Annotated in this window: 22 protein-coding genes; 14 read left to right on the forward strand and 8 right to left on the reverse strand. The window is 59.5% G+C overall.

What is annotated here, in order from left to right; all coding sequences use genetic code 11:
- Positions 1-3 precede the first annotated feature (3 nt).
- The 8 genes from B9Z39_RS14265 to B9Z39_RS14300 are packed head-to-tail and all read left to right on the forward strand — an operon-like array spanning position 4 to position 7,291.
- Positions 4-618 carry a 3-hydroxyanthranilate 3,4-dioxygenase gene (locus B9Z39_RS14265; protein WP_100147950.1) on the forward strand — a complete coding sequence of 205 codons (615 nt, stop codon included), beginning with the start codon at positions 4-6 and terminating at the stop codon, positions 616-618.
- Positions 619-676: 58 nt separating this feature from the next.
- Complete coding sequence (locus B9Z39_RS14270) at positions 677-1,849, forward strand: ABC transporter substrate-binding protein (RefSeq protein WP_100147949.1); 1,173 nt, start codon at positions 677-679, stop codon at positions 1,847-1,849.
- Between the two features lie 52 nt (positions 1,850-1,901).
- Positions 1,902-2,822: a branched-chain amino acid ABC transporter permease gene (locus B9Z39_RS14275; RefSeq protein ID WP_108302162.1), complete on the forward strand. Its 921-nt coding sequence runs from the start codon at positions 1,902-1,904 to the stop codon at positions 2,820-2,822.
- Positions 2,819-3,793, forward strand: coding sequence for a branched-chain amino acid ABC transporter permease (locus tag B9Z39_RS14280; protein WP_100147947.1), 975 nt, complete (start codon positions 2,819-2,821; stop codon positions 3,791-3,793). The genes B9Z39_RS14275 and B9Z39_RS14280 overlap by 4 nt, the downstream gene beginning before the upstream one ends.
- Positions 3,790-4,557 carry an ABC transporter ATP-binding protein gene (locus B9Z39_RS14285; RefSeq protein WP_199221223.1) on the forward strand — a complete coding sequence of 256 codons (768 nt, stop codon included), beginning with the start codon at positions 3,790-3,792 and terminating at the stop codon, positions 4,555-4,557. Before B9Z39_RS14280 ends, B9Z39_RS14285 begins: the two co-directional genes overlap by 4 nt.
- Positions 4,554-5,258, forward strand: a complete 705-nt coding sequence (locus B9Z39_RS14290) for an ABC transporter ATP-binding protein (protein WP_108302163.1) — start codon at positions 4,554-4,556, stop codon at positions 5,256-5,258. The genes B9Z39_RS14285 and B9Z39_RS14290 overlap by 4 nt, the downstream gene beginning before the upstream one ends.
- Positions 5,230-6,111 (forward strand): alpha/beta hydrolase, encoded by an 882-nt coding sequence (locus B9Z39_RS14295; protein ID WP_158269510.1) that lies wholly within the window; start codon positions 5,230-5,232, stop codon positions 6,109-6,111. Before B9Z39_RS14290 ends, B9Z39_RS14295 begins: the two co-directional genes overlap by 29 nt.
- A 52-nt stretch (positions 6,112-6,163) precedes the next feature.
- On the forward strand, positions 6,164-7,291 hold the full coding sequence (locus tag B9Z39_RS14300; RefSeq protein ID WP_100147944.1) for a hypothetical protein: 1,128 nt from the start codon (positions 6,164-6,166) through the stop codon (positions 7,289-7,291).
- Between the two features lie 123 nt (positions 7,292-7,414).
- Here the strand turns inward: B9Z39_RS14300 and B9Z39_RS14305 are convergent, their stop codons facing one another.
- Positions 7,415-7,729 carry an RNA-binding protein gene (locus tag B9Z39_RS14305; protein WP_100147968.1) on the reverse strand — a complete coding sequence of 105 codons (315 nt, stop codon included), beginning with the start codon at positions 7,727-7,729 and terminating at the stop codon, positions 7,415-7,417.
- Between the two features lie 71 nt (positions 7,730-7,800).
- Positions 7,801-8,037 (reverse strand): hypothetical protein, encoded by a 237-nt coding sequence (locus B9Z39_RS14310; protein ID WP_100147943.1) that lies wholly within the window; start codon positions 8,035-8,037, stop codon positions 7,801-7,803.
- 407 nt (positions 8,038-8,444) lie between these two features.
- Between B9Z39_RS14310 and B9Z39_RS14315 the strand changes: the two genes are divergently transcribed.
- The gene (locus B9Z39_RS14315; RefSeq protein ID WP_146183340.1) at positions 8,445-9,488 is read left to right on the forward strand and encodes an isopenicillin N synthase family oxygenase; all 1,044 of its coding nucleotides are present in this window, start codon (positions 8,445-8,447) and stop codon (positions 9,486-9,488) included.
- A 20-nt stretch (positions 9,489-9,508) separates the two neighbouring features.
- Here B9Z39_RS14315 and B9Z39_RS14320 read toward each other — a convergent pair whose 3' ends face one another.
- Positions 9,509-10,735, reverse strand: a complete 1,227-nt coding sequence (locus tag B9Z39_RS14320; protein WP_108302165.1) for an HD domain-containing phosphohydrolase — start codon at positions 10,733-10,735, stop codon at positions 9,509-9,511.
- A 121-nt stretch (positions 10,736-10,856) separates the two neighbouring features.
- On the opposite strand from B9Z39_RS14320, the gene B9Z39_RS17190 reads away from it, so the two are divergent.
- A complete protein-coding gene (locus tag B9Z39_RS17190; protein WP_233249019.1) occupies positions 10,857-11,351 on the forward strand; it encodes a hypothetical protein in 495 nt (164 codons plus the stop codon).
- A gap of 209 nt (positions 11,352-11,560) precedes the next feature.
- On the opposite strand, the gene B9Z39_RS14335 is transcribed toward B9Z39_RS17190, so the two are convergent.
- Positions 11,561-12,367 (reverse strand): class III extradiol ring-cleavage dioxygenase, encoded by an 807-nt coding sequence (locus B9Z39_RS14335; protein WP_233249020.1) that lies wholly within the window; start codon positions 12,365-12,367, stop codon positions 11,561-11,563.
- 3 nt (positions 12,368-12,370) lie between these two features.
- On the reverse strand, positions 12,371-13,360 hold the full coding sequence (locus B9Z39_RS14340) for a tripartite tricarboxylate transporter substrate binding protein (RefSeq protein ID WP_100147938.1): 990 nt from the start codon (positions 13,358-13,360) through the stop codon (positions 12,371-12,373).
- A 115-nt stretch (positions 13,361-13,475) separates the two neighbouring features.
- Here B9Z39_RS14340 and B9Z39_RS14345 point away from each other — a divergent pair, with 115 nt between their 5' ends.
- Positions 13,476-14,183, forward strand: a complete 708-nt coding sequence (locus B9Z39_RS14345) for a hypothetical protein (RefSeq protein WP_108302168.1) — start codon at positions 13,476-13,478, stop codon at positions 14,181-14,183.
- A gap of 126 nt (positions 14,184-14,309) precedes the next feature.
- On the forward strand, positions 14,310-14,981 hold the full coding sequence (locus tag B9Z39_RS14350; RefSeq protein ID WP_199173008.1) for a hypothetical protein: 672 nt from the start codon (positions 14,310-14,312) through the stop codon (positions 14,979-14,981).
- Here the strand turns inward: B9Z39_RS14350 and B9Z39_RS14355 are convergent.
- Together B9Z39_RS14355 and B9Z39_RS14360 are read right to left on the reverse strand one after the other, a co-directional pair.
- Complete coding sequence (locus B9Z39_RS14355; protein WP_108302169.1) at positions 14,914-17,943, reverse strand: molybdopterin-dependent oxidoreductase; 3,030 nt, start codon at positions 17,941-17,943, stop codon at positions 14,914-14,916. The two genes, B9Z39_RS14350 and B9Z39_RS14355, sit on opposite strands and share 68 nt — an antisense overlap.
- Before the next feature lie 12 nt (positions 17,944-17,955).
- The gene (locus tag B9Z39_RS14360) at positions 17,956-19,677 is read right to left on the reverse strand and encodes an NADH-ubiquinone oxidoreductase-F iron-sulfur binding region domain-containing protein (protein ID WP_108302170.1); all 1,722 of its coding nucleotides are present in this window, start codon (positions 19,675-19,677) and stop codon (positions 17,956-17,958) included.
- 38 nt (positions 19,678-19,715) lie between these two features.
- Between B9Z39_RS14360 and B9Z39_RS14365 the strand changes: the two genes are divergently transcribed.
- Together B9Z39_RS14365 and B9Z39_RS14370 are read left to right on the forward strand one after the other, a co-directional pair.
- On the forward strand, positions 19,716-20,456 hold the full coding sequence (locus B9Z39_RS14365) for a class I SAM-dependent methyltransferase (protein WP_100147935.1): 741 nt from the start codon (positions 19,716-19,718) through the stop codon (positions 20,454-20,456).
- A 135-nt stretch (positions 20,457-20,591) separates the two neighbouring features.
- The gene (locus tag B9Z39_RS14370) at positions 20,592-21,221 is read left to right on the forward strand and encodes an alpha/beta family hydrolase (RefSeq protein ID WP_146183341.1); all 630 of its coding nucleotides are present in this window, start codon (positions 20,592-20,594) and stop codon (positions 21,219-21,221) included.
- Here the strand turns inward: B9Z39_RS14370 and B9Z39_RS14375 are convergent.
- On the reverse strand, positions 21,199-22,512 hold the full coding sequence (locus B9Z39_RS14375) for a hemolysin family protein (protein WP_108302172.1): 1,314 nt from the start codon (positions 22,510-22,512) through the stop codon (positions 21,199-21,201). The genes B9Z39_RS14370 and B9Z39_RS14375 overlap by 23 nt on opposite strands.

The following is a 22,512-nucleotide window of genomic DNA, read 5'->3' on the forward strand; positions in this document are numbered from 1 at the left end:
ACCATGTCTTCAGCTCCTTCGTCGAATCAGCCGCCCTCTCCCACGCTGTACAGCGCGCCGCTGAACTTCAACCATTGGGTGGATGAGCATGCGCATTTGCTCAAGCCGCCGGTGGGCAACCAGCAAATCTGGAAAAACTCTGACCTGATTTGCACCGTGGTGGGTGGCCCCAACCAGCGCACCGACTTTCATGTGGACCCGTTTGAAGAGTACTTTCACCAGTTCAAGGGCAATGCGTCGCTGCTGATTGCCGACCGGGGCAAGATTGAGCGCATCCACCTGCGCGAGGGCGATGTGTTTTTGCTGCCCGCTTTCGTGCGCCATTCCCCACAACGGCCCGAAGCGGGCAGCCTGTGCACCGTGATTGAGCGCAACCGCCCCGCAGGCGACATCGATGCCTTTGAGTGGTACTGCGCCCAATGCGGTCACCAAGTGGCACGCCGCGAGTTGCAACTGCACAGCATTGTGGAAGACTTGCCCAAGGCCTTTGCCTCGTTTTACGACACGTCTGACGCCGAACGCACCTGCACCCAATGCGGCACGGTGCACAGCGGACGCGACTGGCAAACTTGGCACCAAATTTGCGGCCGTAGTTTCGTGAAAACCCTGATGCCATAAATTATTTCAAGATTAAAATTTCTCCAGCCTTTCAACTTTCAACCTCAAGAGACTTCCTATGATGAAAATTTCCGTCAAGTCCTTCTCGGTGGCCTGTGCGCTGGCCATGACCGGCCTGGCTGCCCAGGCGCAGCAGCCCCTGAAAATTGGTTTCTTGGGCACCTTGTCGGGCCCGGCGGGTGCTTTGGGGCAAGACCAGTACGACGCCTTCATGCTCGGCATTGAGCATTTGGGCGGCAAGCTGGGCAACAGCACGGTGCAGGTGTTGAAAGAAGATGACCAGCTCAAGCCCGACGTGGGCGTGGAGCTGGCCAAGAAGCTGATTGAAAAAGACAAAGTGGGTCTGATCACGGGCGTGACCTTCTCCAACGTGATGATGGCCGTGCACAAGCCCATCACCGATGCGGGCGTGTTCTTGATTGGCTCCAATGCGGGCCCCACGCCCATCACGGGCAAGGGTTGCAGCCCCATGTATTTTTCAACCTCCTGGAACAACGACTCGCTGCACGAGTCGATGGGCGCTTACGCCCGCGAGCAAGGCTACAAGCGCGTCTACCTGATGGCGCCCAACTACCAAGCGGGCAAAGACGCGTTGGCGGGTTTCAAAACCCAATACAAAGGCGCAGCGCTGGACGAGATTTACACCCAGATCAACCAACCCGACTACTCGGCTGAAATAGCCCAACTGCAAGCCGCCAAGCCTGACGCGGTGTATGTGTTTTACCCAGGCGGCATGGGCGTGAACTTCGTCAAGCAATACCAGCAAGCTGGTTTGCTGGGCAAGGTGCCGCTGCTGTCGGCCTCCACCGTGGACGGCACCACGCTGCCCGCGCTCAAAGACATCGCGTTGGGCGTGATCACCAGCTCGCCCTACAGCCCTGACATTGACAACCCACAAAACAAAAAGTTTGTGGACGACTTCCGCAAAAAATACAACCGCGTGCCATCGCTGTATGCCGCACAAAGCTATGACGCCGCCATGTTGATCAACTCGGCTTTGCTCAAAACCCAAGGCAAGCTCGACCGCGAGCCTTTCCGCGCAGCCTTGAAGCAAGCCAACTTCAAATCGGTGGCTGGTCCCTTCAAGTTCAACAACAACCAGTTCCCCATCCGCAACTTCTACCGTGTGGACGTGGCCAAAGACAGCAGCGGTCAAGCGGCCTTGGTGAACAAAGGTGTGGTGCTCAAAGACCATGCCGACGCCTACGCCAGCCAGTGCACCATGAACTGATGATGGGCCTGGGTTTCAAGACGCCCCACGCGACACGCCATGGCCTGAACGCATGACGTCGTCGCTGTTTTTCATACAACTCCTCAACGGCCTGCAACTCGGTGTGCTGCTGTTCATGTTGTCCGCTGGCTTGACGCTGGTGTTTGGCATCATGAGCTTTGTCAACCTGGCACACGGTTGCTTGTACATGATGGGCGCCTACTTTGCGGCCACGGTGTACGCGGCCACCGAATCGTTTGTGGCCGCCGGTGTGGCCGCAGTGGTGGGCGGTGGTGTGTTGGCCGCCTTGGTGGAGTGGGTGGTGGCACGGCGCTTGTACACGCGCGACCACCTAGACCACGTGTTGGCCACGTTCGGGCTGATTTTGTTTTTCAACGAACTGGCACGTTGGGTGTGGGGTGCATCGCCCTCGTACATGAACGTGCCACCCGCCTTGTCGGGCACGATCGACATCCTGGGCGTGATGTACCCCATGTACCGCTTTGCCATCATCAGCGCCGGTCTGATTGCGGCGCTGGGCTGCTACCTGTTGATTGCCAAGACACGGGTGGGCATGCTGATTCGTGCGGGCTCGCTCAACCCCACCATGGTGGCGGCCTTGGGCGTGAACATCCGCCTGCTCAACGCTTTGGTGTTTTCGCTCGGTGGCGCGCTGGCGGGCTTGGCGGGTTTGATGAGCAGCCCCATCTTGTCGGTGCAACCCGGCATGGGTGAACCGATTTTGATTTTGGTCATGATCGTCATCGTGATTGGCGGCATTGGCTCGGTGCAAGGCGCGTTTTATGCCGCCTTGATGGTGGGCGTGATTGACACCGCAGGCCGTGCCTTTTTGCCCATGCTGTTGCGCGAGTTCATCGACCGCAGCAGCGCCCAAGCGGCGGGCCCCGCCATCGCGTCCATGCTGACTTGCATCTTCATGGCCACTGTGCTGGCCTTGCGCCCACAAGGCTTGTTCCCGGTGAAGAACGCATGAAGCCACGCTTGTCTTTGTCCATCACGGTGCTGCTGCTGCTCGCACTGGCCGTGTTGCCTTTGTACGCACGTTGGGTGCAAGAGCCCTTCTTGTTGACCTTTTCAACCCGCGCTTTGGTGCTGGCCTTGGCGGCGTTGAGCCTGAACATCGTGCTGGGCTTTGGTGGCCTGGTGAGTTTTGGTCATGCCTTGTATTTGGGTTTGGGGGCCTACAGCGTGGGCATTTTGGCCAGCCACGGCATAGACAACGGCGCGCTGCAACTGCTGGCTACGGTGGTGCTGTGTGCCTTGGTGGGCCTGGCCACGGGCTGGGTGTCGCTGCGCACCAGTGGCATTGGCTTCATCATGATCACGCTGGCCTTTGCCCAAATGTTTTATTACCTGTTTGTCAGCCTCAAACAGTACGGCGGGGACGACGGTTTGTCGATCTCGCTGCGCAGCCAATTGCTGGGCCTGGACATGGGCGCGCCGCTCACGCTTTACTACACCGCGTTTGCCTGCGTGCTGGCGGTGGTGGTGTGGACCCAGCACATGGTGCACGCCCCGTTTGGCATGGTGTTGCAAGCCTGCCGCATGAACGAGCGGCGCATGAACGCCTTGGGTTTTCACACGCTGCGCTACAAGCTCAGCGCCTATGTGCTGTCGTGCGTGCTCGCCGGTGTGGCGGGCTTTTTGTACGCCAACCTCACGGGCTATGCGTCACCCGCGTACCTGGCCTGGACGGTCTCGGGCGAGCTGATTGTGATGGTGGTGCTAGGCGGCATGGGCACCGTGCTGGGCCCCTTGGTGGGCGCCTTGGCTTTGCTGGGTTGTGAAGAGTGGCTCAAAGGCCTGACCGAACACTGGCCCATCATCCTGGGCCCCTTCATTGTGTTGGTGGTATTGCTGGCACGTCGGGGCTTGTATGGCCTGGCGCTGGATTGGGATGCACGCCAAGCGTCGCGTCATGCGTCACGCGGAGCGTCGGCATGAGCGCACACACCCACACCCCCATGCAGACACACGCGCTGGTGAAACGCTATGGCGGTTTGCTGGCCACCGACCATGTGAGCCTGACCCTGGCACAAGGCGAACTGCACGCCATCATTGGCCCCAATGGTGCGGGCAAGACCACACTCATTGGTCAACTCGGTGGCGAGCTGCGGCCCGACAGCGGCGATGTGTTGTTGCAAGGCGAATGCGTGACGGCCCTGCCCGCCGCTGACCGTGCCTTGCGTGGCCTGGCCCGCTCATACCAAATTTCGTCGGCCTTTCCAGAATTCACCGTGCTTGAATGCGTGGCCTTGGCCAAACAAGCGCATGCGGGCCACAGCTTTGGCGCTTGGCGTACCCTGCTGCAACGCACGCAGTTGGTCGACCCCGCAGAACACGCCATTGCCCAAGCGGGCCTGAGCCACCGCATCACGCAGCGCGTGTCTGAGCTGGCCCACGGCGAGCGCCGTCAGTTGGAGCTGGCCATGGTGCTGGTGAGCCAACCCAAAGTGCTGCTGCTGGACGAACCCATGGCCGGCATGAGCCACCAAGAATCGATGAAGGTGGTCGATTTGTTGGCCGCCCTCAAGGGCCGCTACACCCTGCTGCTGGTGGAGCACGACATGCAGGCCGTGTTTGCCTTGGCCGACACCATCTCAGTACTGGTCAATGGCGCCATCATTGCCAGCGGCAAGCCCGAAGAAATTCGCCAACACCCCGATGTGCGCACCGCCTATCTGGGCGATGAGGAGCTGCCCGCATGAGCACCACCGCTTTGCTGCAAGCGCACGACCTAGAAACTTTCTATGGCGACGCGCAAGCCCTGTTTGGCGCCAGCCTGTCGGTGGCCGAGGGCGAGTTTGTCACCCTGCTCGGGCGCAATGGCATGGGCAAAACCACCTCGGTGCGTTCGGTCATGGGCATCATGACGCCACGCCAAGGGCGCATTGTGTTTGCGGGCCAAGACATCACCCACCTGCCCTCGCACCAAATCGCCCGTCTAGGCATTGGCCTGGTGCCTGAGCAACGCCAAGTGTTTGCCAACCTCACGGTCTATGAAAACCTGGTGGCCACGGCCCACAACCGTTTGAACCAACGCGAGCCGTGGACGCTGGAGCGTGTGTACCAGTTGTTTCCACGCCTCAAAGAACGTGCGGGCAACTTGGGTGCCAACCTCTCAGGCGGTGAACAACAAATGCTGGCCATTGGCCGTGCGCTGATGACCAACCCACGTTTGCTCATCTTGGACGAAGCCACCGAGGGCCTGGCTCCGCTGGTGCGCGCCGAGATTTGGCACTGCTTGCACACCCTCAAGACCTCGGGCTTGTCGGTCAAAAACCTGGTGCCTTTGATGCGCCTGGCCGACACCCACTACATCTTGGAAAAAGGCCAAACTATTTGGCACGGCAGCTCCGACAGCCTGATGGATGCACGGCATGAACTCAAGGACAGCCTCGGTGTCTGATTGGCGCAGTTGGCCGCAGGCTGAGTTAGAACGCCAATACGACGCACGCGCCACCGTGCCCGACATTGCGGTTGAACTCCAAGCCTACCGCGACAGCTCGACTCCCATGTACCAGCTCACGCCCTGCGTGCGTGATGTGACCTATGGCAGCGGGTCCGATGAAACGCTGGACCTGTTTCCGGTGGCGGGCCGTCCCGATGCGCCCTTGTTGGTGTTCATCCACGGCGGCTACTGGCGTGCACTGACCAGCCAAGACTCGGTATTCATGGCGCAGCAGTTCACCGCGCATGGCGTGGCGGTGGCCGCCATCAACTACACCTTGGCCCCCCAAGCCACGCTCGCGCAGATCGTGGATCAATGTCAACGCGCCGTGGCCTGGCTGTTAAAAGACGCCGCGCCACATGGCGTGGCACCGCCACGCACCGTGCTGACGGGCAGCTCAGCCGGGGCGCACTTGGCGGCCATGCTGCTTGCGCCTGAGTGGCAAGCTGAACACGGCTTGGCCCCCAACGCACTGTGCGGTGGCGTGCTGCTCAGCGGCTTGTACGACCTGGAGCCCGTGCAACGCTGCGTGCCCAACACCTGGCTGAACCTGAGCGTGGCACAAGCCCAGGCCTTGAGCCCCATGCACCACCTGCCTCACCCACAAGTGCCGCTGTATGTGGCTGTGGCCGAGCACGACACCGATGAATTCAAACGCCAGTCACACGACTACGCTGCCGAGTGCCGTGCGCATGGCAACCCGGTGACCTGGCATGAAGCACCGCAGCGCAACCACTTCAACATCGTGCTCGACTGGATGGATGCGCAGAGTGCGTTGTTTCAAGCCACGATGGGGTTGATGCACAGGTGAAGTGCTTGCGCACAGTCTGTAGGCAAGTGACTGTGCCGACAAAATAAGCACCATGACGCAGCCCCACATCAACCCCATAGACGCTGCGCGCGCACTGTTGGCACGCGGGCAGTTGGACGAGGCACTGCGCACGCTGCAAGGCTCTGACGAGCCGCACTTTCGGATGGCCCGGCTGGTGGTGCTGCGTGCCATGGGTGACTACCAGGCCGCCATGCAAGAAGCACAGGCCGTGTTGCGTGTGCAACCAGGGCATACGCAGGCTAAAACCTACTTAGGGATGCTGCGTTTGCACATGGGGCATGCCGATGGTTGGCAGCTCTACCGCAACCGCTGGGACACCCCCGCATGGACAGAAACCATGCACTACCCCAAAGCACATCTGTGGGACGGAGGCATTCAACCCAACACCACCCTTTTGTTTTGGGCCGAACAGGGGTTTGGCGACACCTTGCAGTTTGTGCGCTACCTGCCTTGGCTACAACAACAAGGCCTGCAACTGCAATTGCAATGTCCCGAACCTTTGCAAGCGCTGTTTGCACAAACCTTGCCGCACGTTCCTATCTTTCAGCCACAACCGGGCAGCACCAGCGCGTTTGATGCGCACTTGCCCCTGTTGGATTTGCCCAGCCTGCTGCCCAACTTCAACCCCGCTTTCTGCAACGCCCCTTATCTGCACATTGCGTCAGCACCCGCACACAAACGAGGCGCACGCGGCACTGGTCACACGGGTATGCGCGTGGGCATGGTGTGGGCAGGCCGACCCACGCACACAGACGATGCCAACCGCTCCATCTCCACAGCCCTGTTGGCCCCGTTGTGGACGGTGCCTGGTGTGCACTGGGTCAATCTGCAACAAGGCGAGCATGCGGCCCCTGCGCCGCTCGGTGAGCCGCAGGTGTTTGGCAATTTCTTGGACACGGCACGCTGCATCGCAGACCTAGATTTGGTGATCACCGTGGACACCTCGGTGGCGCACTTGGCGGGTGCCATGGGCAAACCGGTGTGGGTGCTGCTGTCATTTGTGCCCGATTGGCGCTGGGGTATGCACACGGCACAAACGCCGTGGTACCCCAGCATGCGCTTGTACCGACAACAACGCGTGGGCGATTGGCCAGGGGCTTTGAATGCGGTGGCGGATGATTTGACGCGCTTGTGTCTTAAGAAATCCATCAACCCTTAGGTTTGCAGCGGTTGCGGTTGTCAGCGGTTGGGCCAAGTGGCACACGCCAGACAACATGTCCAACCCATCCATGCAAAAAAAAGCCAGCAGTGATGCTGGCTTTTCTGAATCGACGTTCAAGCTTTAATAGCTGCTACGACGGTTACCTTCGTAACCTCCGCCGAAACCACCGCTGCGGGGTGGTCGAGCTTCCATGGGACGGGCGATGTTCACGGTCAGGTCACGGCCACCCATGTTCTTGCCGTGCAGGCCTTGGATGGCTGCCTCGGCTTCTTGGCTGCTAGACATTTCGACAAAGCCAAAGCCTTTGGAGCGACCCGTGTCACGTTCCATCATCACCTTGGCAGATTGCACTTGGCCAAAGGCAGAGAATTGTTGGTGGAGATCTTCATCACGAACCGAATAGGTCAGATTGCCGACATAAAGTTTGCTGCTCATTTTGGAGCCTTTCAAAAAAATGCGCCTTGCAAATGCATCGGACGCAGGTAAAAAAACAGAGTGTTGAGGATTCAAGCCAGCGAGCTTGGATTGATCAGCCAGTAGCGACCTTGCGCGGCTGCATACATCAGCGCGCTGTCCTGACATTTGAATTCAGGTTTGAAGGTGTAGATGCGGTCATTGGTCTGCGATCCCTCACCCCTGCGGATGGAGAGAACGGCAGTGTGATGACCCGCGTCGTGTGACCGGCTGAGCGGTGTGATCCGAAAATTGCCGACGGCAAACGGATGTGAAGAAGCAAATGACATGAAAACCAGTGATGTTCGGGCGCTCAGCGCCCGGATTCATGCAGTTGCAAAGTACAACTAAACATGATCGTTGGCGACGGTGTAAAGGTCACCCAAAAAAAGCTTGCCTAGGGAGAAAGTCAGACCACCAGTGGGATCCCAGATCGTCTGGGGTGGTGGAGGTGTGCGGTGTTGGGAGTACCGCTGCTCAAATCGAACTTGTTTGCAACATGAGGTAGCAAAAATGCTGCAACGCACCTAATGTAACTGAGTTATCGGGATCGCACAACAAGTATCTCGATCACATGCAACAACGACAGCTGCAAACCATACCTTCATCACTTGACCCCGATCAAAACCGCAAGCGGTTTAGGACCTAACATTGAGCAGCGGTTTCAAATGTTTCCTCAAGCACAACAGACACACCCGTGAGTATCCGAACCATGCCCACCTCCACAGCGCCATCCATTCCAACCATCGACGTGTCAAGCCTCGCCACAGGTTTGTCATACAACTCGCCAGAGGCTTTGTCGGTGGGGCAAGTCATTGACGACACCTGCAAAAACATAGGTTTTCTGTTGGTGACGGGACATGGTGTGGCCCCTCAAACCAAAGCCAATTTGCTGGCCAAAATGAAAGAGTTTTTTGACTTGCCAGCATCCGAGAAAGAAAAGATTGCCATTGGCAAAAGCCCGGTCCACCGAGGCTATGTTGGGATAGGCCTTGAAAACCTCGAAGGCGCTTTGGCCAATGAGGCCTTGGGCAAAACCTATGGTGCAGGCGATGTGAAAGAGTCAATTGACTCGGGCACCGAAGACGGGCCGAACCACCCTGAAGTGATGGCAGGCACGCCGTTGCACGGACCCAACCAATTGCCAGACTTGCCTGGCTTTCGTGAAGCCTGGCAAGCCTACTTTGATGAGGTGTACGAAGCGGCCCGTCGCATTCAGCGCGGCATTGCCATTGCGTTGCGTTTGGATGCCAATTTTTTTGAAAACTTGCCTGGCTACCCGCTGCTGAACCTTCGCATGTTGCATTACCCGCCTGAGAGCCGCGTGAACACCGAGGATGGACGCATTGGATGCGGCGCACACACCGATTACGGAACCATCACCGTGTTGTCAGACGATGGCGTGGGCGGCCTGCAAGTCAAACCCAGAGAGGGTGATTGGATCGACGTCACCATTCCCGACAACCATCTGGTGGTCAACCTGGCGGACTTGCTGTCCATCTGGACCAACGACCGGTATGTGTCCAACCCCCATCGCGTCGTCAATCCAGCCAACACACACCGCTACTCCATCCCACTGTTTGTCACGCCGCCCTACCATTTGAAGATTGAGACATTGCCCACTTGCTTGCAGCCCGGTGAAAAGCCCAAGCATGCGCCGATGATCTCAGGCGAGTATTTACAGAGCCGATTTGACGACACGCACACCTATCGCAACGAATTGATGCAAGGCCAAACTTAGACGTTTGTTGGGCCCCGTGTTCATTTGTCCAAGATGCTTTGCAAGGTGTTTTGTGCATCCATCAAAGAGCACGCGGCTTGCACAATGGCCGGGTCGTAGGCGGTGCCAGATTCGCTGGTGATGACATCGATGGCAGCGGCAAGTCCAAGCGCTGGCCGATACGGGCGATGCGAGCCCATGGCCTCCAGAGTGTCGGCCACACCAATCACTTTGGCTTCGTCCAATATTTGGGGGGCGCTCAGGCCTTTGGGGTAGCCCGTGCCGTCCATGCGTTCGTGGTGTTGGCGCACCATTTCTGCAATGGGCCAGGGAAACGGAATGTCTTTGAGTATTTGATACCCCGTTTCTGCATGCTCGCGCACCAGTTGCGTTTCTACGCTGGTCAGTCGCATGGGCTTGGTCAATATTTCTGACGGCACACCCACTTTGCCAATGTCGTGCACCATGGCGGCCAAGTACAGGCCTTCGATTTTTTCAGAGGTCCACCCCAGCTTGCGTGCAATGGCCACGGCAATTTGCGCCACGCGTCGTTGATGGCCTGCGGTGTAGGGGTCACGCCACTCCATGGTTTTAGACACGGCCTCAATGGTGGCGCGTAGTGCGTCGGCCAAACGTTGTTGTGTTTCTTCGCGCTTTTGTACCTCGTTGGCCAAGCGGCCTTGTCGCTCTAAATTGCGCAGGCCTGTGCCAATGACTTTGGCCAGGCTTTCAAAGAGCAGCAGTTCTTTGTCGCCAAAGGCGTTGGGCACCGAGGCGTACACCAGCAGCGTGGCAATGGCGGGCAACTCGCCATCAAAAATAGGCACAGCCACCACTGAGCGCAAACCGAAAGATGCGGCGCGTTCGCTCCAGGCAGAAAAACCAGCATCACGTGTGCAGTCTTTGAACAAGCTGGCCGTGCCAGTTCGTAAGCAAGTACCAGCCGGGCCTGCACCAAAGGGCGAGTCGGCCGACCAACTGACCTGAATCTGTGTGACGTACTTTTTGGCTGCACCCTCAGCGGCAGCAATGAACACAGATTTTTCAGCGTCATGCTGCGCAAAACCCACCCAGGCCAACTCGTAGGGCTTTTGCTCCACGATGGATTGGCAAACCTCTTTCAGCAATGAGTCCTTGTCGTCTGCACGGCTCAACGCTGAGGCCGCTTTGTTTTGGGCCAACAGTGCCCAGTTGAGCATCTCTAGCTCATTGCGGCGGTCTACCGAATCGCTGACCCCTAAATGCCCGAGTGATTTGTCTGTTGTCATCGTGCCACTCTACTCTGATTGGCACTGTGTGCGAATGCGCACAGAACGCTAAGACCCGAGGGCGCATAATGAATTGTTATCAAGCTTAAAAAGTTAGGCGCTCACTTGAAAGAACTCCATCATGCAAGACGAATTGGCCAAGATTTACGAAAAGCTGATTGCGCATGAAACCGAGATCATGAATCTTCGCAAAGGCTACATCGTGGTGAACGAAAAATACACCACGGCCTTGTCATCGTTGCGTTTGCTCACGGTGAGCGCAGCTGACGCGGCCAAGCGCGCTTGTGTGGCGGCCGAAAAGGCATTCACAGCCACCAGTAAATGCGCCATTGCCGCCAAAGAAGCCGCCAACCAATTGGTGATTGCAGCGGCCGAAGCGGCGGCCGAAGCCGCCACCGCGTCTGCAGAAGCAGCAATGGAAGCCGCAGCAGCCGCATCGGCCGCGTCAGCTGCTGCTGCTGCGGCCGTGGCGCAGCAGGCAGAGACAACGTTGCTTCAAATGTCGTCTGAGGCTGCCGAGGCCACGCGACGTGCATCTGATGCGGCAGCAGAGGCCGTGAAGATGTCGTTTGAAGCCAATGCAATGGTTAAAAAAGCACGCCACCAGGCCATTTGAAGCAAAGCAACGCAATCAATCGGCCTTGATGCACGCGTGGGTGACCACCGGGCGCGTATGGCCACCGCACCCGCGGACTTGGGTCTTGTCGTGACCTCTGGCTCAGCCAGGCTGGCATTGATCAGCTGGTTGAGTTTTTGAAACATGGCGAGTGGTGTGCCCGCTGGGGCCACCACGCTGTACCACGGGTCCGCCTCAAAGCCAATCGGTCATTCAAACATCCAGCCTGCCAGATGGGTCGGCCCCACCATGCCAGACCACATTTTTTTAGCGGGTGCGTCACTGCCCGCACCGCTGGCCACCATCAAGGGAATGAGGTGTTCTTCACGTGGATGCGAAGCGCGTCCACCCGGGGCTTGCGCCCAGTGCGACAGGTGTTGGGTGCGGTGCGCCCAGTTGCCATCCAGGGCCACATCGAGCCAGTGATGAAACGCCTGCGATGCGGGTCCGCCCTCACTGAAATGACGCAGGTTGTGAAAGCTCATGCCACTGCCCACCACCAACACACCGTCGTCACGCAAGGCTTGCAAGGCCTGCCCCAATTGGCAGTGCAGCGCCGGGTCTAGGCTGTGGTGCAACGACATGGCCACCACCGGCACATCGGCCTCGGGAAACATGACCTTGAGGGGAATGAACACGCCATGGTCCCATCCATACTGTGCATCCACTTGTGCGGGGTAGCCCGCTTGTTGCAGCAAATGCGCGGCCTGCGTCGCCAGCTTGGGTAGACCAGGTGCGGGGTATTGCAGGGCGTAGGTTTCGGGCGGAAAACCGTAATAGTCGTAAATCAGTTCAGGCGCCTGGCCACCGGTGAAGCTGGGCACGGCGGTTTCCCAGTGTGCAGTAACCAACAAAATGGCCTTGGGTGTCGCAGGCAAGGTGCTGCGAACGCTGCGCAAAAAGTTTTCGGTGTCTTGGTAGCGCTGCTTGCGCTCGCCGGTCATGAAAAATGAAGGCCCGCCACCATGCGGCAAATACATGGCGGGCATGCGTGTGGGGCGATGCGTCTCGGTCATGGGTCACTGCTCGATTTGAAGGTTGACGTCTTTGACCAACTTGGTCCACTTGGCCACTTCGCTTTTCAAGAAGTCGTCAAACTGCTGTGGCGTGATGGGCGTGGGTTCAGCGGCAATGTCGCTCAAGCGTTTGGTGATGTCGGGTTGTTGCAGCGCCTCGTTGAGCGCTTTGTTGAGTTTGGCCACCACCGGTTCTGGGGTTTTGGCAGGTGCGCACAAGCCCCACCACTGGATGGCACTGAAGCCTGCAAAGCCCATTTCGGCCACGGTGGGCACATCGGGCAGCAACGGGTCGCGCTTGGGCGAGGCCACAGCCAGTGCGCGCAACTTGCCCGCCTTGATGTAGGGCAAGGCGGTGGTGAGGCTGGGGAACATGGCGTCGACCTGGCCGCCCAATAAATCTTGAATGGCAGGCGCCGCGCCTTTGTAGGGCACATGCACCAAGCCCACTTTGGCCTGGTTCTCCAAGTACTCCATGATGAGGTGGGTGGCCGAGCCACTGCCCGCCGACGAGTAGCTCATGGCCCCAGGCTTGCTGCGTGCCAGGGCCAAAAACTCGGGCAAGGTTTTGGCTTTGTTTTTATCGCCCACCACCAGCACGTTGGAGGTGCGCGCCATCATGCCCACGGGGGTGAAGTCGGCAATCGGGTCGTATTTGATTTTCAGCACCGCCGGGTTGGTGCTGTGGGTGGCCACAAAGCATTGCATCAGGGTGTAGCCATCAGGGGCGGCACGCGCCACGTCGAGCGCAGCGATGGAGCCCGACGCACCCGCCTTGTTGTCGATGATGATGGAGGTGCCCAGGCTGTGCGACATTTTGTCGGTCACCATGCGCGCCACCATGTCGGCACCACCACCAGGTGCTACGGGCACCACAACGCGAATCACGCGGCTTGGAAACGCAGTTTGTGCGTTGCTGCACAAGGGCCCTGCAAGCAGTGCTGCGCATACAGCAGCAAGACAGATGAAGTGACGGTGTTGGGGTGAAGTCATGGTGACGAATTCTCCGCCCAAATTAAGCACTGTCCTCGATGCACACGCCACTTCAGCGACTTTGCGCACCCTCTGATGCAGTACTATTGATTTAATTTATTTGAAATAGCATGTCATGAAAATAATTGTTTTTCTGCTGGTCTGCATCACTGGTTTGGTGGGCTGCGCAAACCCACCTTTACCCAAAGTAGACAAAACCAAAAATGCACTGGAAGGTGTCAAAACCATCACCATCATTCGCCCGCGTGAGCCGCGCGAGTACACCGTGATGAATTTTTACGACCCTGGTTTTGTGTTTGGCACGATGAACTTAGAGGTGTCGGTGAGTGCGTCTAAATATTGGCAACTGGCGCTGACACAGCTGATCACACAACAGAACTTTTCATTTGCCGACAGCTTGACCCACACCATGGTCCAACGCTTCAAACAAGCCGGCTACGAGGTGTCGGTGCAAGACGGGCCCTGGGTTGAAGACGATGGGCGCTACACCTTGTCGTATGCAGACATTACGTCAGACGCCGATGCGGTGTTGGTAATTGCGCCCACCATCATGGGCTTTGTCTCGCCACGCGATGCAGCAGGCTACGCGCCCACCGTCACCACCGTGATGACGCTGTTAGGCAAAGACCACCAGACCCCTTTGTACAAAGGCTATCTGGCGACTGGCTGGAAGCCCAGCGAAGAAGGCTGGCAACACGCCTATTCAACAAAAACCTTCCCCAACTTTGAGGCTGTGGTGGCCAACCCGGACCAAGCGGTGGCATCACTCAAACAGGCTTGCAACGCCATTGTCAACCTTGCTGCACGGCAAATCTTGTACTGATTGAGGCACACGCCAGCTTAAGTGCTCCAGCGCACAGCGTGGCTTTGCTGATTGCCCCAAGATAGCTTTGGTAAACGTCATCCAAAGGGTGTGCGTTAAAGAAGCTCCACTCTAGGGGAAACAACCATGCGTTATCTCATCACGCTATTGGCCTTGCTGGCAGGCACTGTCTTATCAGCGGCTGCCCAAGTGAGTATTGGCATTGGTTTGCCCAACGTGAACATTGGCATCCATGTGCCGGTATATCCGAGACTGGTGCCAGTGCCAGGTTCACCCGTGTATTACGCGCCGGGGTTGAACTTGAATTTCTTCTTCTACGACGGCATGCACTGGGTCTACCAAAACGACAACTGGTACGCCAGTTCCTGGTACAACGGCCCGTGGTCTTTGGTGACCCCCGAGGCCGTGCCGCTGTATTTGCTGCAAACCCCGGTGCGCTATTACAGAAGCCCTCCGCCCTACTTCAAAGGCTGGCAACGCGATGCGGCCCCACGTTGGGGTGAACACTGGGGCCCCGCATGGGGCGAACGTCGACCCGATTGGGGCCCAGGGCATCGTCCCGCCTATGTTTCGCCAGCGCCCTTGCCCAGTTACCAACGCGGCTATTCGGGCAGCCACTACCCACATGAACAGCAACAGCAGTTGCATGAGCAGCACTACCCCTACAGCCCGGTAGAGCCTGTGGTGCGTCAGCACTACCAGGAGCAGAGGTCTAGGCAGGAATCAGCGCCTAGGCCTGAGCAACGCCCTTCGATGGAGGGGCCGCAAGAGCGACGCGGCCCACGCGGTCGCGACTAAAAAACCCGGCGTTGTGTGGCAGCTCACCACCCGCACGCACCGCCACGGCGCAGTACTTGAACTCAGGGATCTTGCCAAAGGGGTCGAGCGCGGCATTGGTCATCAAGTTGGCTGCCGCTTCGTAATACGCAAACGGCATGAACACCGAACCGATGGGTGTGCCGTCGTCGCGGCGCACCCGCAAGCTCACCTGGCCACGGCGTGAGGCCAGGGTGACCACATCGCCCGCGTTCAGCCCCAGGGTCAGCAGGTCGGCACCGCACATCGACGCGGTGGCCGTGGGCTCAATGGCATGGAGCACGCCCGAGCGGCGTGTCATGCTGCCGGTGTGCCAGTGCTCCAGTTGGCGACCGGTGATGAGCACAAACGGGTAGTCGGCATCAGGCCGTTCGTTGGCGGGAATGATGTCTGCGGGCACCAGATGCACACGGCCATCGTCGGTGTCAAAGTGTTGGGTGAACACCGTGGGCTCACCCGGGTCGCTCTCGCTCAAACACGGGTAGGTCACGCTGGACTCGCGCTGCAAACGCTCCCAGCTGATGCCCGCAATCACACCGTGCATGGCTTGACGCATTTCCTCGTAGACCTCGGCCACACCGCTCTGCGGGCCGGCATAACCACATGCCAAGGCCCGCCCGCCGCCGGGCCGCCCCAAGGCGGGCGACGCCCCCTCGGGGGGCAGCGAGCCGCGCAGCGCGCTCGCATGGGGCTGAGCTTCGCGCAGTGCGCTCGCGTGGGGGCCCATACGCTGTGCGATTTGTTGAATGATCCACAGGTCGGGTTGGGCTTGGCCCGGCGGATCGATGGCTTGTTGGCCGAGTTGCACCATGCGGTCGGTGTTGGTGACGGTGCCGGTTTTTTCAGGCCACGCGGTGGCGGGCAACACCACGTCGGCGAGCCAGGCGGTTTCGGTCATGAAGATGTCTTGCACCACCAAGTGCTCCAGCGACGCCAAGGCATGGCGCGCATGGTTCAAATCAGGGTCGCTCATGGCCGGGTTCTCGCCCATGATGTACATGCCGCGCACCTTGTGCGGGTCGCTGTCGTCGGCCAGGGCTTTGTGCATGATCTCGACCACGGTGTAGCCGGGTTGGTTGTCGAGTGGTGTGTCCCAAAACTTTTCAAACCAAGCGTGTGCAGCAGCATTGCTCACGCGTTGGTAGTTGGGGTACATCATGGGGATCAAGCCCGCGTCGCTGGCCCCTTGCACATTGTTTTGGCCCCGCAGCGGATGCAGGCCAGAACCGGGTTTGCCAATTTGGCCGGTGACGCTGACCAGCGCAATCAGACAACGCGCGTTGTCGGTGCCATGCACGTGCTGGCTCACACCCATGCCCCACAACACCATGGCACTTTTGGCGGTGGCAAAGGCACGCGCCACCTCGCGCAAGGTGGCGGCAGGAATGCCGCAGATGGGGGCCATGGCCTCGGGGCTGTAACCCTGCACGTTCTGCTTCAGGGCTTCGAAGTTGTTGGCGCGGTCGCGGATGAAGTCTTGGTTGACCAAGCCTTCGTCGATCACGGTGTGGATCAAGGCGTTGAGCATGGCCACGTCGGTGTCGGGCTTGAAGGGCAAGGTGCGCCACGCGTGTTTGCCGATGTCAGTGACGCGCGGGTCGGCCAGCACAATCTTGGCGCCGCGCTTGGCCGCGTTCTTCATCCAAGTGGCGGCCACCGGGTGGTTGGCCGTGGGGTTGGAGCCGATGACAAATATCAGCTCAGCATGCGCCACGTCGTTGACTTGGTTGCTCACCGCCGCCGAGCCCACGCCTTCGAGCAATGCCGCCACGCTGGAGGCATGGCACAGCCGGGTGCAATGGTCCACGTTGTTAGAGCCAAAGCCGGTGCGCACCAGCTTTTGGAACAAATAGGCCTCTTCGTTGCTGCCCTTGGCCGAGCCAAAGCCGGCCAGCGCTTTGTGGCCATGGGTGTCACGCAAATGGGTGAGTTGGCCTGCTGCAAGCGCCAAGGCTTCGTCCCACGAGGCTTGGCGAAACACTGCCGACCAATCGGCGCTGTCGCGGTTAAGCTGGGCGATGGCCGCCGGGTCTTTGGGCACACCGGCTTTGCGAATCAAAGGCACGGTGAGCCGCTGCGGGCTGTGCGCGTAGTCAAACCCAAAGCGGCCTTTGACGCACAAGCGCTGGTGGTTGGCCGGGCCGTCGCGGCCGTCCACGCTGACGATGCGGTTGTCTTTGACGTTGTAGGTCAGCAAGCACCCCACGCCACAAAACGGGCACACCGAGTCCACTTGTTTGTCCACCACCTGCGAGCCCATTTGGGATTTCGGCATCAAGGCGCCCGTGGGGCAGGCTTGCACACATTCGCCACAGGCCACGCAGCAGCTGCTGCCCATGGCGTCGTCCAGGTCGAACACGATGGCGCTGTGCGCGCCCCGGTGGGCGTAGCCAATCACATCGTTGACCTGCTCTTCCCGGCACGCACGCACGCAGCGGTTGCACTGGATGCAGGCATCCAAATTCACCGCCATGGCGGGGTGTGACACATCGGCCGCAGGTTGGGTGCGGCGCAGCGCTTGCAAGGCGGGGCGCACCTGCACGTCCAGGCGCTGCGCCCAGTCGCTGAGTTCGCCGTGTTGGCCCACCCCGTCTTCCAGCCACTTGTGGCCCACATCGGGCATGTCGGAGAGCAGCATTTCCAGCACCATCTGTTGGCTCTTGCGCGCGCGCGGGCTGTTGACCAACACCTCCAAGCCTGCGGTGGCGGTGCGGCAGCAACTCGGGGCCAGGGTGCGTTCACCCGCAATCTCGACCACGCAGGCGCGGCAGTTGCCGTCGGGGCGGAAGCCGTCCTTGAAGCACAGGTGCGGAATGTCTATGCCGTGGCGTTGCGCGGCTTTGAAAATGGTTTCGCCTTCCTGCGCGTGCACCGTCTGTTGGTCGATGCGCAAGGTCACGGTGCCGGGCTGCAATGAGGCAGCGGTTGTTGGGGCAGAAGTCATTGGGGCACCCATTCAAGCCACCTCGTGTTGGAAATAGGTTTGCACACAGCGCACCGGGTTGGGCGCCGCTTGGCCGAGGCCACAGATGGAGGCGTCGGTCATGACTTGGTTCAAGTCGTCGAGCGTGGCGTGGTCCCACAGCGGGGCCTGCATGAGCTGCGCAGCTTTGGCCGTGCCCACGCGGCAGGGCGTGCACTGGCCACAGCTCTCGTGTTCAAAAAATCGCATCATGTTGAGCGCCGCATCGCGCGCGCGGTCGTGCTGGCTCAGCACGATGACCGCCGCCGACCCAATGAAGCAACCATGCGGCTGCAAGGTGTCAAAGTCGAGCGGGATGTGGCTCATGTGCGCGGGCAAGATACCGCCCGAAGCCCCACCCGGCAGGTAGGCATACAGCGTGTGGCCGGGCAACATGCCGCCGCAGTATTCGTCCACCAGCTCTTGCAGGGTGATGCCCGCAGGTGCCAGCTTGACGCCGGGCTGTTGGACACGCCCGCTCACGCTGAAGCTGCGCAAACCCTGACGCCCATGACGCCCAAAGCCGCTGAACCACGCCGGTCCTTTTTGCACGATGTCGCGCACCCAGTACAGGGTTTCAAAGTTGTGCTCCAGTGTGGGACGGCCAAACAAGCCCACTTGGGCAATATAGGGCGGACGCATGCGGGGTTCGCCCCGCTTGCCTTCGATGCTCTCGATCATGGCCGACTCTTCACCACAGATGTAGGCCCCCGCACCACGACGCAATTCGATGTGGGGCAACACGCACGGTGGGTTGGCCTGTAGCTTGGCCAGTTCTTGTTGCAGCAATGCGCGACAGCCGTGGTATTCGTCACGCAGGTAGATGTAGATGGCCGTGATGCCCACCACCTGGGCCGCCACCAGCATGCCTTCTAAAAACCGGTGCGGGTCGCGCTCCAGGTAGGTACGGTCTTTGAAGGTGCCGGGCTCGCCCTCGTCGATGTTGACCGCCATCAAACGCGGTGCCGCTTGCTCGCGCACGATGCGCCATTTGCGCCCGGCCGGAAAACCAGCGCCGCCCAAGCCGCGCAGGCCCGAGTCTTCCATGGCTTGCAGCACCTGTTCAGACGGTAAGTCTCCTTGTGCGAGCGCAGTGAGCAGCGCATAGCCACCGTCGGCGCAATAGGCCTCGTGGTCCACCGCATCAGGCAGCACCGCTTGCGTGTGTTGTGCGCTCACAGCGGCAGCCACGCGCTCAGGCGTGGCATGGGCCACAGCGTGGTGGTGCACCACGGCCACCGGTGCTTGTTCGCAACGGCCCACACACGGGGCGGTGATCACGCGCACATCGGGCGTGCCCAACAAGGCAGGCAATTTGGCCAACAGGTCTTGCGCACCTGCGAGTTCGCAACTCAGGCCATCACACACGCGCACAGTCAAGCCAGGGGCCTTGGCGTCGTCGCGCAGCACCTCGAAGTGGTGGTAGAAAGTGGCGACTTCATAGACCTCGGCCATGGGGATGTTCATCTCTTGACCCAAGGCCACCAAGTGGCGCTCAAACAAACCGCGGTAGGCGTCGTTGAGCAAGTGCAAATGTTCAATCAAGCGATCACGCGCATACGGGCCGCTGCCCAACAAAGCACGCACTTCTTGCCGTGAAACGGCATCGGCTTGGCGACCTTTGAGTTGGGCTGTGCGACGAATCGTCTCGCGCATTTGCTCCACCGTGGCCAAAGGTCGTGTCGTGGTGCGGTCTGAAGGGGGAGAGATGGTCATGCCAAACGTCAGGAATTGAAGCCCTATGATTCTCACCCATGAAAGTCTTGAATTGGCCTATTCCCGCCCTGCTCGCATGGGGCTCTGCCTGGGGCTGCTACCTCGGTTTGCGTCACCTAGGTGCCAGTGACACCGTGGCCATGCTGGTGGCCACTTTTTGTGGTGGCTTACTCACCACGTTTGGCAGCACCACCATGCGTCGCGCGTTGATCGTGCTGGGTTTTCCGCTGTCGCTGGTCGCTTCATCGGGCAGTTTTGCCATGCCGCCCTTGGGCTGGTTGATTTTGTTGGGGCTGATTGTGTTGCTCTACCCACGCAGTGCGTGGCGCGATGCACCGCTGTTCCCCACCCCCAAAAGAGCGTTGCGACAGTTGCCCGAACACATCACCCTGTTGGGTGGTGCGCGTATTTTGGATGCAGGCAGCGGCATGGGCGACGGCTTGATTGCGCTGCGCGACGCCTACCCACGCGCCGACTTGAATGGGCTGGAGATGAGCTGGCCGCTGCGCGTGCTCAGCGCCATGCGTTGTTCGTTTGCCAACATTCGCCAGGGCGACATGTGGCTGGTGGACTGGCGCAGTTACGACTTGGTGTATTTGTTTCAACGCCCAGAGAGCATGCCCCGTGCAGTGGAAAAAGCCGAGGCAGAAATGCGTCGTGGCGCGTGGTTGGTGAGCCTGGAGTTTGAGGCCCGTGAGTTGCAACCATCAGGTGTGATCTACGGCGCGGATGGACGGCCGGTATGGATGTACCAACTGCCATTCCAACGGCGTGTGTAAACGCGGATGAACCTTTCATCTTGTGCGGTTGCAGGTGGCCATCTCCACCACCTGGGAGCGCTTGCTAACAAAAAGTTGTTGTTCTTTTTAGGGCGCAGCAGCCATCAAAAGAGCTCAGCGCAACTGCAAGGTCTGATGGACACATTGCAAGCGCAAGGCTATACCTTGGTATGGTTTGAATCTAAAACAACAGCCACCGAAAGATGGCTCACACAGACCTACGAAGCCACCACCAGCCACAGCCTGTGGCTGTCCTCCAAAACATGGAGTGTCTTACGCAAACTGTTCAAAAAACCCATCAAGGCTTTGTTGCTGTTGCCGCATCCAAGCCGCTGGTTTTATTTCTGGCAGGTGTTGAGGCCGCACAGCATCGAGGACCAAGTGCAAAAACTGCGCAAGGTTCTGGCCTCTTTAGGGCCTGAAAAAAACATCCATGTGCTGGCCCATTCAGCGGGTGCACGGATGGCGTCGTTGCTGGCCGATGCGCCCACCGTTCAAAAAATCATTGGCTTCGGTTACCCCTTCAAACACCCGGACAAACCGGAAGAGAAAGAACGCACACAGCACTTGGCCCACGTGAAGAAACCGTTTTTGATTTTTCAAGGCCTTGACGACGAATACGGTGGACAGGAGGTGCCTCACAAATACCCGCTGTCACCCACCATCGAGTTGTCGTTCTTGCACACCAACCACGATTACGAAAACATTGCCCACTCAGAGTGGGTTCAGGTGTGCGCCAGGATCAACGCTTTTCTTTCACGTTGAGCGTGGCCAGCACCTTGTCAATGCGGCGCCCGTCCAGGTCAACCACCTCCAGGCGCCAGCCCGCGCAGTCCACCCACTCGCTCACAGCAGGCAAATGGCCGCTGATGGCCATGATCAAACCAGCCACGGTGTTGTAGATGTCGCGGTCTTCGTCAGGCAATTCACGTATGTGCAAGCGTGCCTTGAACTCGGCCACCGGCATCAAGCCATCGATCAACCAACTGCCATCGGCACGCGGTGTGGCCCAGGCTTCGTCAGTGGCGGTGGCTTGCAGCAGTTCACCGGTGATGGCTTCCAGCAGGTCACGCGGCGTCATCAAGCCTTGCACCACGCCGTACTCGTCCACCACCAGCACCATGCGACCATGCGCGGTGGCCCGCTCCACAGGGCGGCGAAATTGCTCCAACAAATCCAAACCGCTCAAGGTCTCGGGCACAAACGACACCGGCTGAGCCAAGGTCTCGACTGTCATGTCGGTGCCCGGCGGCAGACGCAGCAGTTGCGACACGCTGACGGCGCCCACCACATCGTCCAAGCCATCACGGCACACCGGATACCACGAGTGCGCGCCTTGCGCCCCCACTTGTGCCAGCGCTTGCGGCACAGTGGTCTTGGCGTCCAGCCACTCAATGTCAGAGCGGTGCACCATGATGGAGGTGAGGGAACGCTCGTCGAGGTTGAACACGTTTTGCACCATCTGGTGTTCGTGCTGCTCAATCACGCCCGCATCCACCCCCTCCACCAAGCTGGCACTGATTTCCTCTTCGGTCACCGTGCGACCACCATGCACCTCCACCCGCAAGAGCTTGAGCATGGCACTGGTGCTGGCCGAGAGCAGACTCACGAACGGACGCGCGATGGTGGCCAGCGCCAACATCAAGGGCGCCGCCAAACGTGCCACCGGTTCGGGGTAGAGCTGGCCAATGCGCTTGGGCACCAACTCACCAAACAAGATCGTGCTGAAGGTGATGAGCGTCACCACCAACGCGGTGGCCATGCCTTCGGCAAAGCGATCAGCCACGCCTTGGGTGAGCAACCAATCCGACAACTTGGCACTGAAAGCCGCCTCCCCCACGATGCCGTTGAGCACACCAATGGATGTGATGCCAATTTGCACCGTGGACAAAAACTGGGTCGGATGCGCCATCAGCTTGAGCGCTGCACGCGCCCCGCTGTCGCCCGACTCGTTGAGTGCCGCCAAGCGCGCCTTGCGACTGGATGCCAACGCCATCTCGGACATGGCGAAGATGCCATTCAAGAAGGTCAGTAAAACAATCAGCAAAACATCCAT

Source organism: Limnohabitans sp. JirII-29 (assembly GCF_003063395.1).
Lineage (GTDB): Bacteria > Pseudomonadota > Gammaproteobacteria > Burkholderiales > Burkholderiaceae_C > Limnohabitans.

Coding starts and splice junctions, on each gene's coding strand:
- B9Z39_RS14265 (WP_100147950.1), top strand. CDS start 4: ATGTCTTCAGCTCCTTCGTCGAATCAGCCGCCCTCTCCCACGCTGTAC.
- B9Z39_RS14270 (WP_100147949.1), top strand. CDS start 677: ATGATGAAAATTTCCGTCAAGTCCTTCTCGGTGGCCTGTGCGCTGGCC.
- B9Z39_RS14275 (WP_108302162.1), top strand. CDS start 1,902: ATGACGTCGTCGCTGTTTTTCATACAACTCCTCAACGGCCTGCAACTC.
- B9Z39_RS14280 (WP_100147947.1), top strand. CDS start 2,819: ATGAAGCCACGCTTGTCTTTGTCCATCACGGTGCTGCTGCTGCTCGCA.
- B9Z39_RS14285 (WP_199221223.1), top strand. CDS start 3,790: ATGAGCGCACACACCCACACCCCCATGCAGACACACGCGCTGGTGAAA.
- B9Z39_RS14290 (WP_108302163.1), top strand. CDS start 4,554: ATGAGCACCACCGCTTTGCTGCAAGCGCACGACCTAGAAACTTTCTAT.
- B9Z39_RS14295 (WP_158269510.1), top strand. CDS start 5,230: ATGAACTCAAGGACAGCCTCGGTGTCTGATTGGCGCAGTTGGCCGCAG.
- B9Z39_RS14300 (WP_100147944.1), top strand. CDS start 6,164: ATGACGCAGCCCCACATCAACCCCATAGACGCTGCGCGCGCACTGTTG.
- B9Z39_RS14305 (WP_100147968.1), bottom strand. CDS start 7,729: ATGAGCAGCAAACTTTATGTCGGCAATCTGACCTATTCGGTTCGTGAT.
- B9Z39_RS14310 (WP_100147943.1), bottom strand. CDS start 8,037: ATGTCATTTGCTTCTTCACATCCGTTTGCCGTCGGCAATTTTCGGATC.
- B9Z39_RS14320 (WP_108302165.1), bottom strand. CDS start 10,735: ATGACAACAGACAAATCACTCGGGCATTTAGGGGTCAGCGATTCGGTA.
- B9Z39_RS17190 (WP_233249019.1), top strand. CDS start 10,857: ATGCAAGACGAATTGGCCAAGATTTACGAAAAGCTGATTGCGCATGAA.
- B9Z39_RS14335 (WP_233249020.1), bottom strand. CDS start 12,367: ATGACCGAGACGCATCGCCCCACACGCATGCCCGCCATGTATTTGCCG.
- B9Z39_RS14340 (WP_100147938.1), bottom strand. CDS start 13,360: ATGACTTCACCCCAACACCGTCACTTCATCTGTCTTGCTGCTGTATGC.
- B9Z39_RS14345 (WP_108302168.1), top strand. CDS start 13,476: ATGAAAATAATTGTTTTTCTGCTGGTCTGCATCACTGGTTTGGTGGGC.
- B9Z39_RS14350 (WP_199173008.1), top strand. CDS start 14,310: ATGCGTTATCTCATCACGCTATTGGCCTTGCTGGCAGGCACTGTCTTA.
- B9Z39_RS14355 (WP_108302169.1), bottom strand. CDS start 17,943: ATGACTTCTGCCCCAACAACCGCTGCCTCATTGCAGCCCGGCACCGTG.
- B9Z39_RS14360 (WP_108302170.1), bottom strand. CDS start 19,677: ATGACCATCTCTCCCCCTTCAGACCGCACCACGACACGACCTTTGGCC.
- B9Z39_RS14365 (WP_100147935.1), top strand. CDS start 19,716: ATGAAAGTCTTGAATTGGCCTATTCCCGCCCTGCTCGCATGGGGCTCT.
- B9Z39_RS14370 (WP_146183341.1), top strand. CDS start 20,592: ATGGACACATTGCAAGCGCAAGGCTATACCTTGGTATGGTTTGAATCT.
- B9Z39_RS14375 (WP_108302172.1), bottom strand. CDS start 22,512: ATGGATGTTTTGCTGATTGTTTTACTGACCTTCTTGAATGGCATCTTC.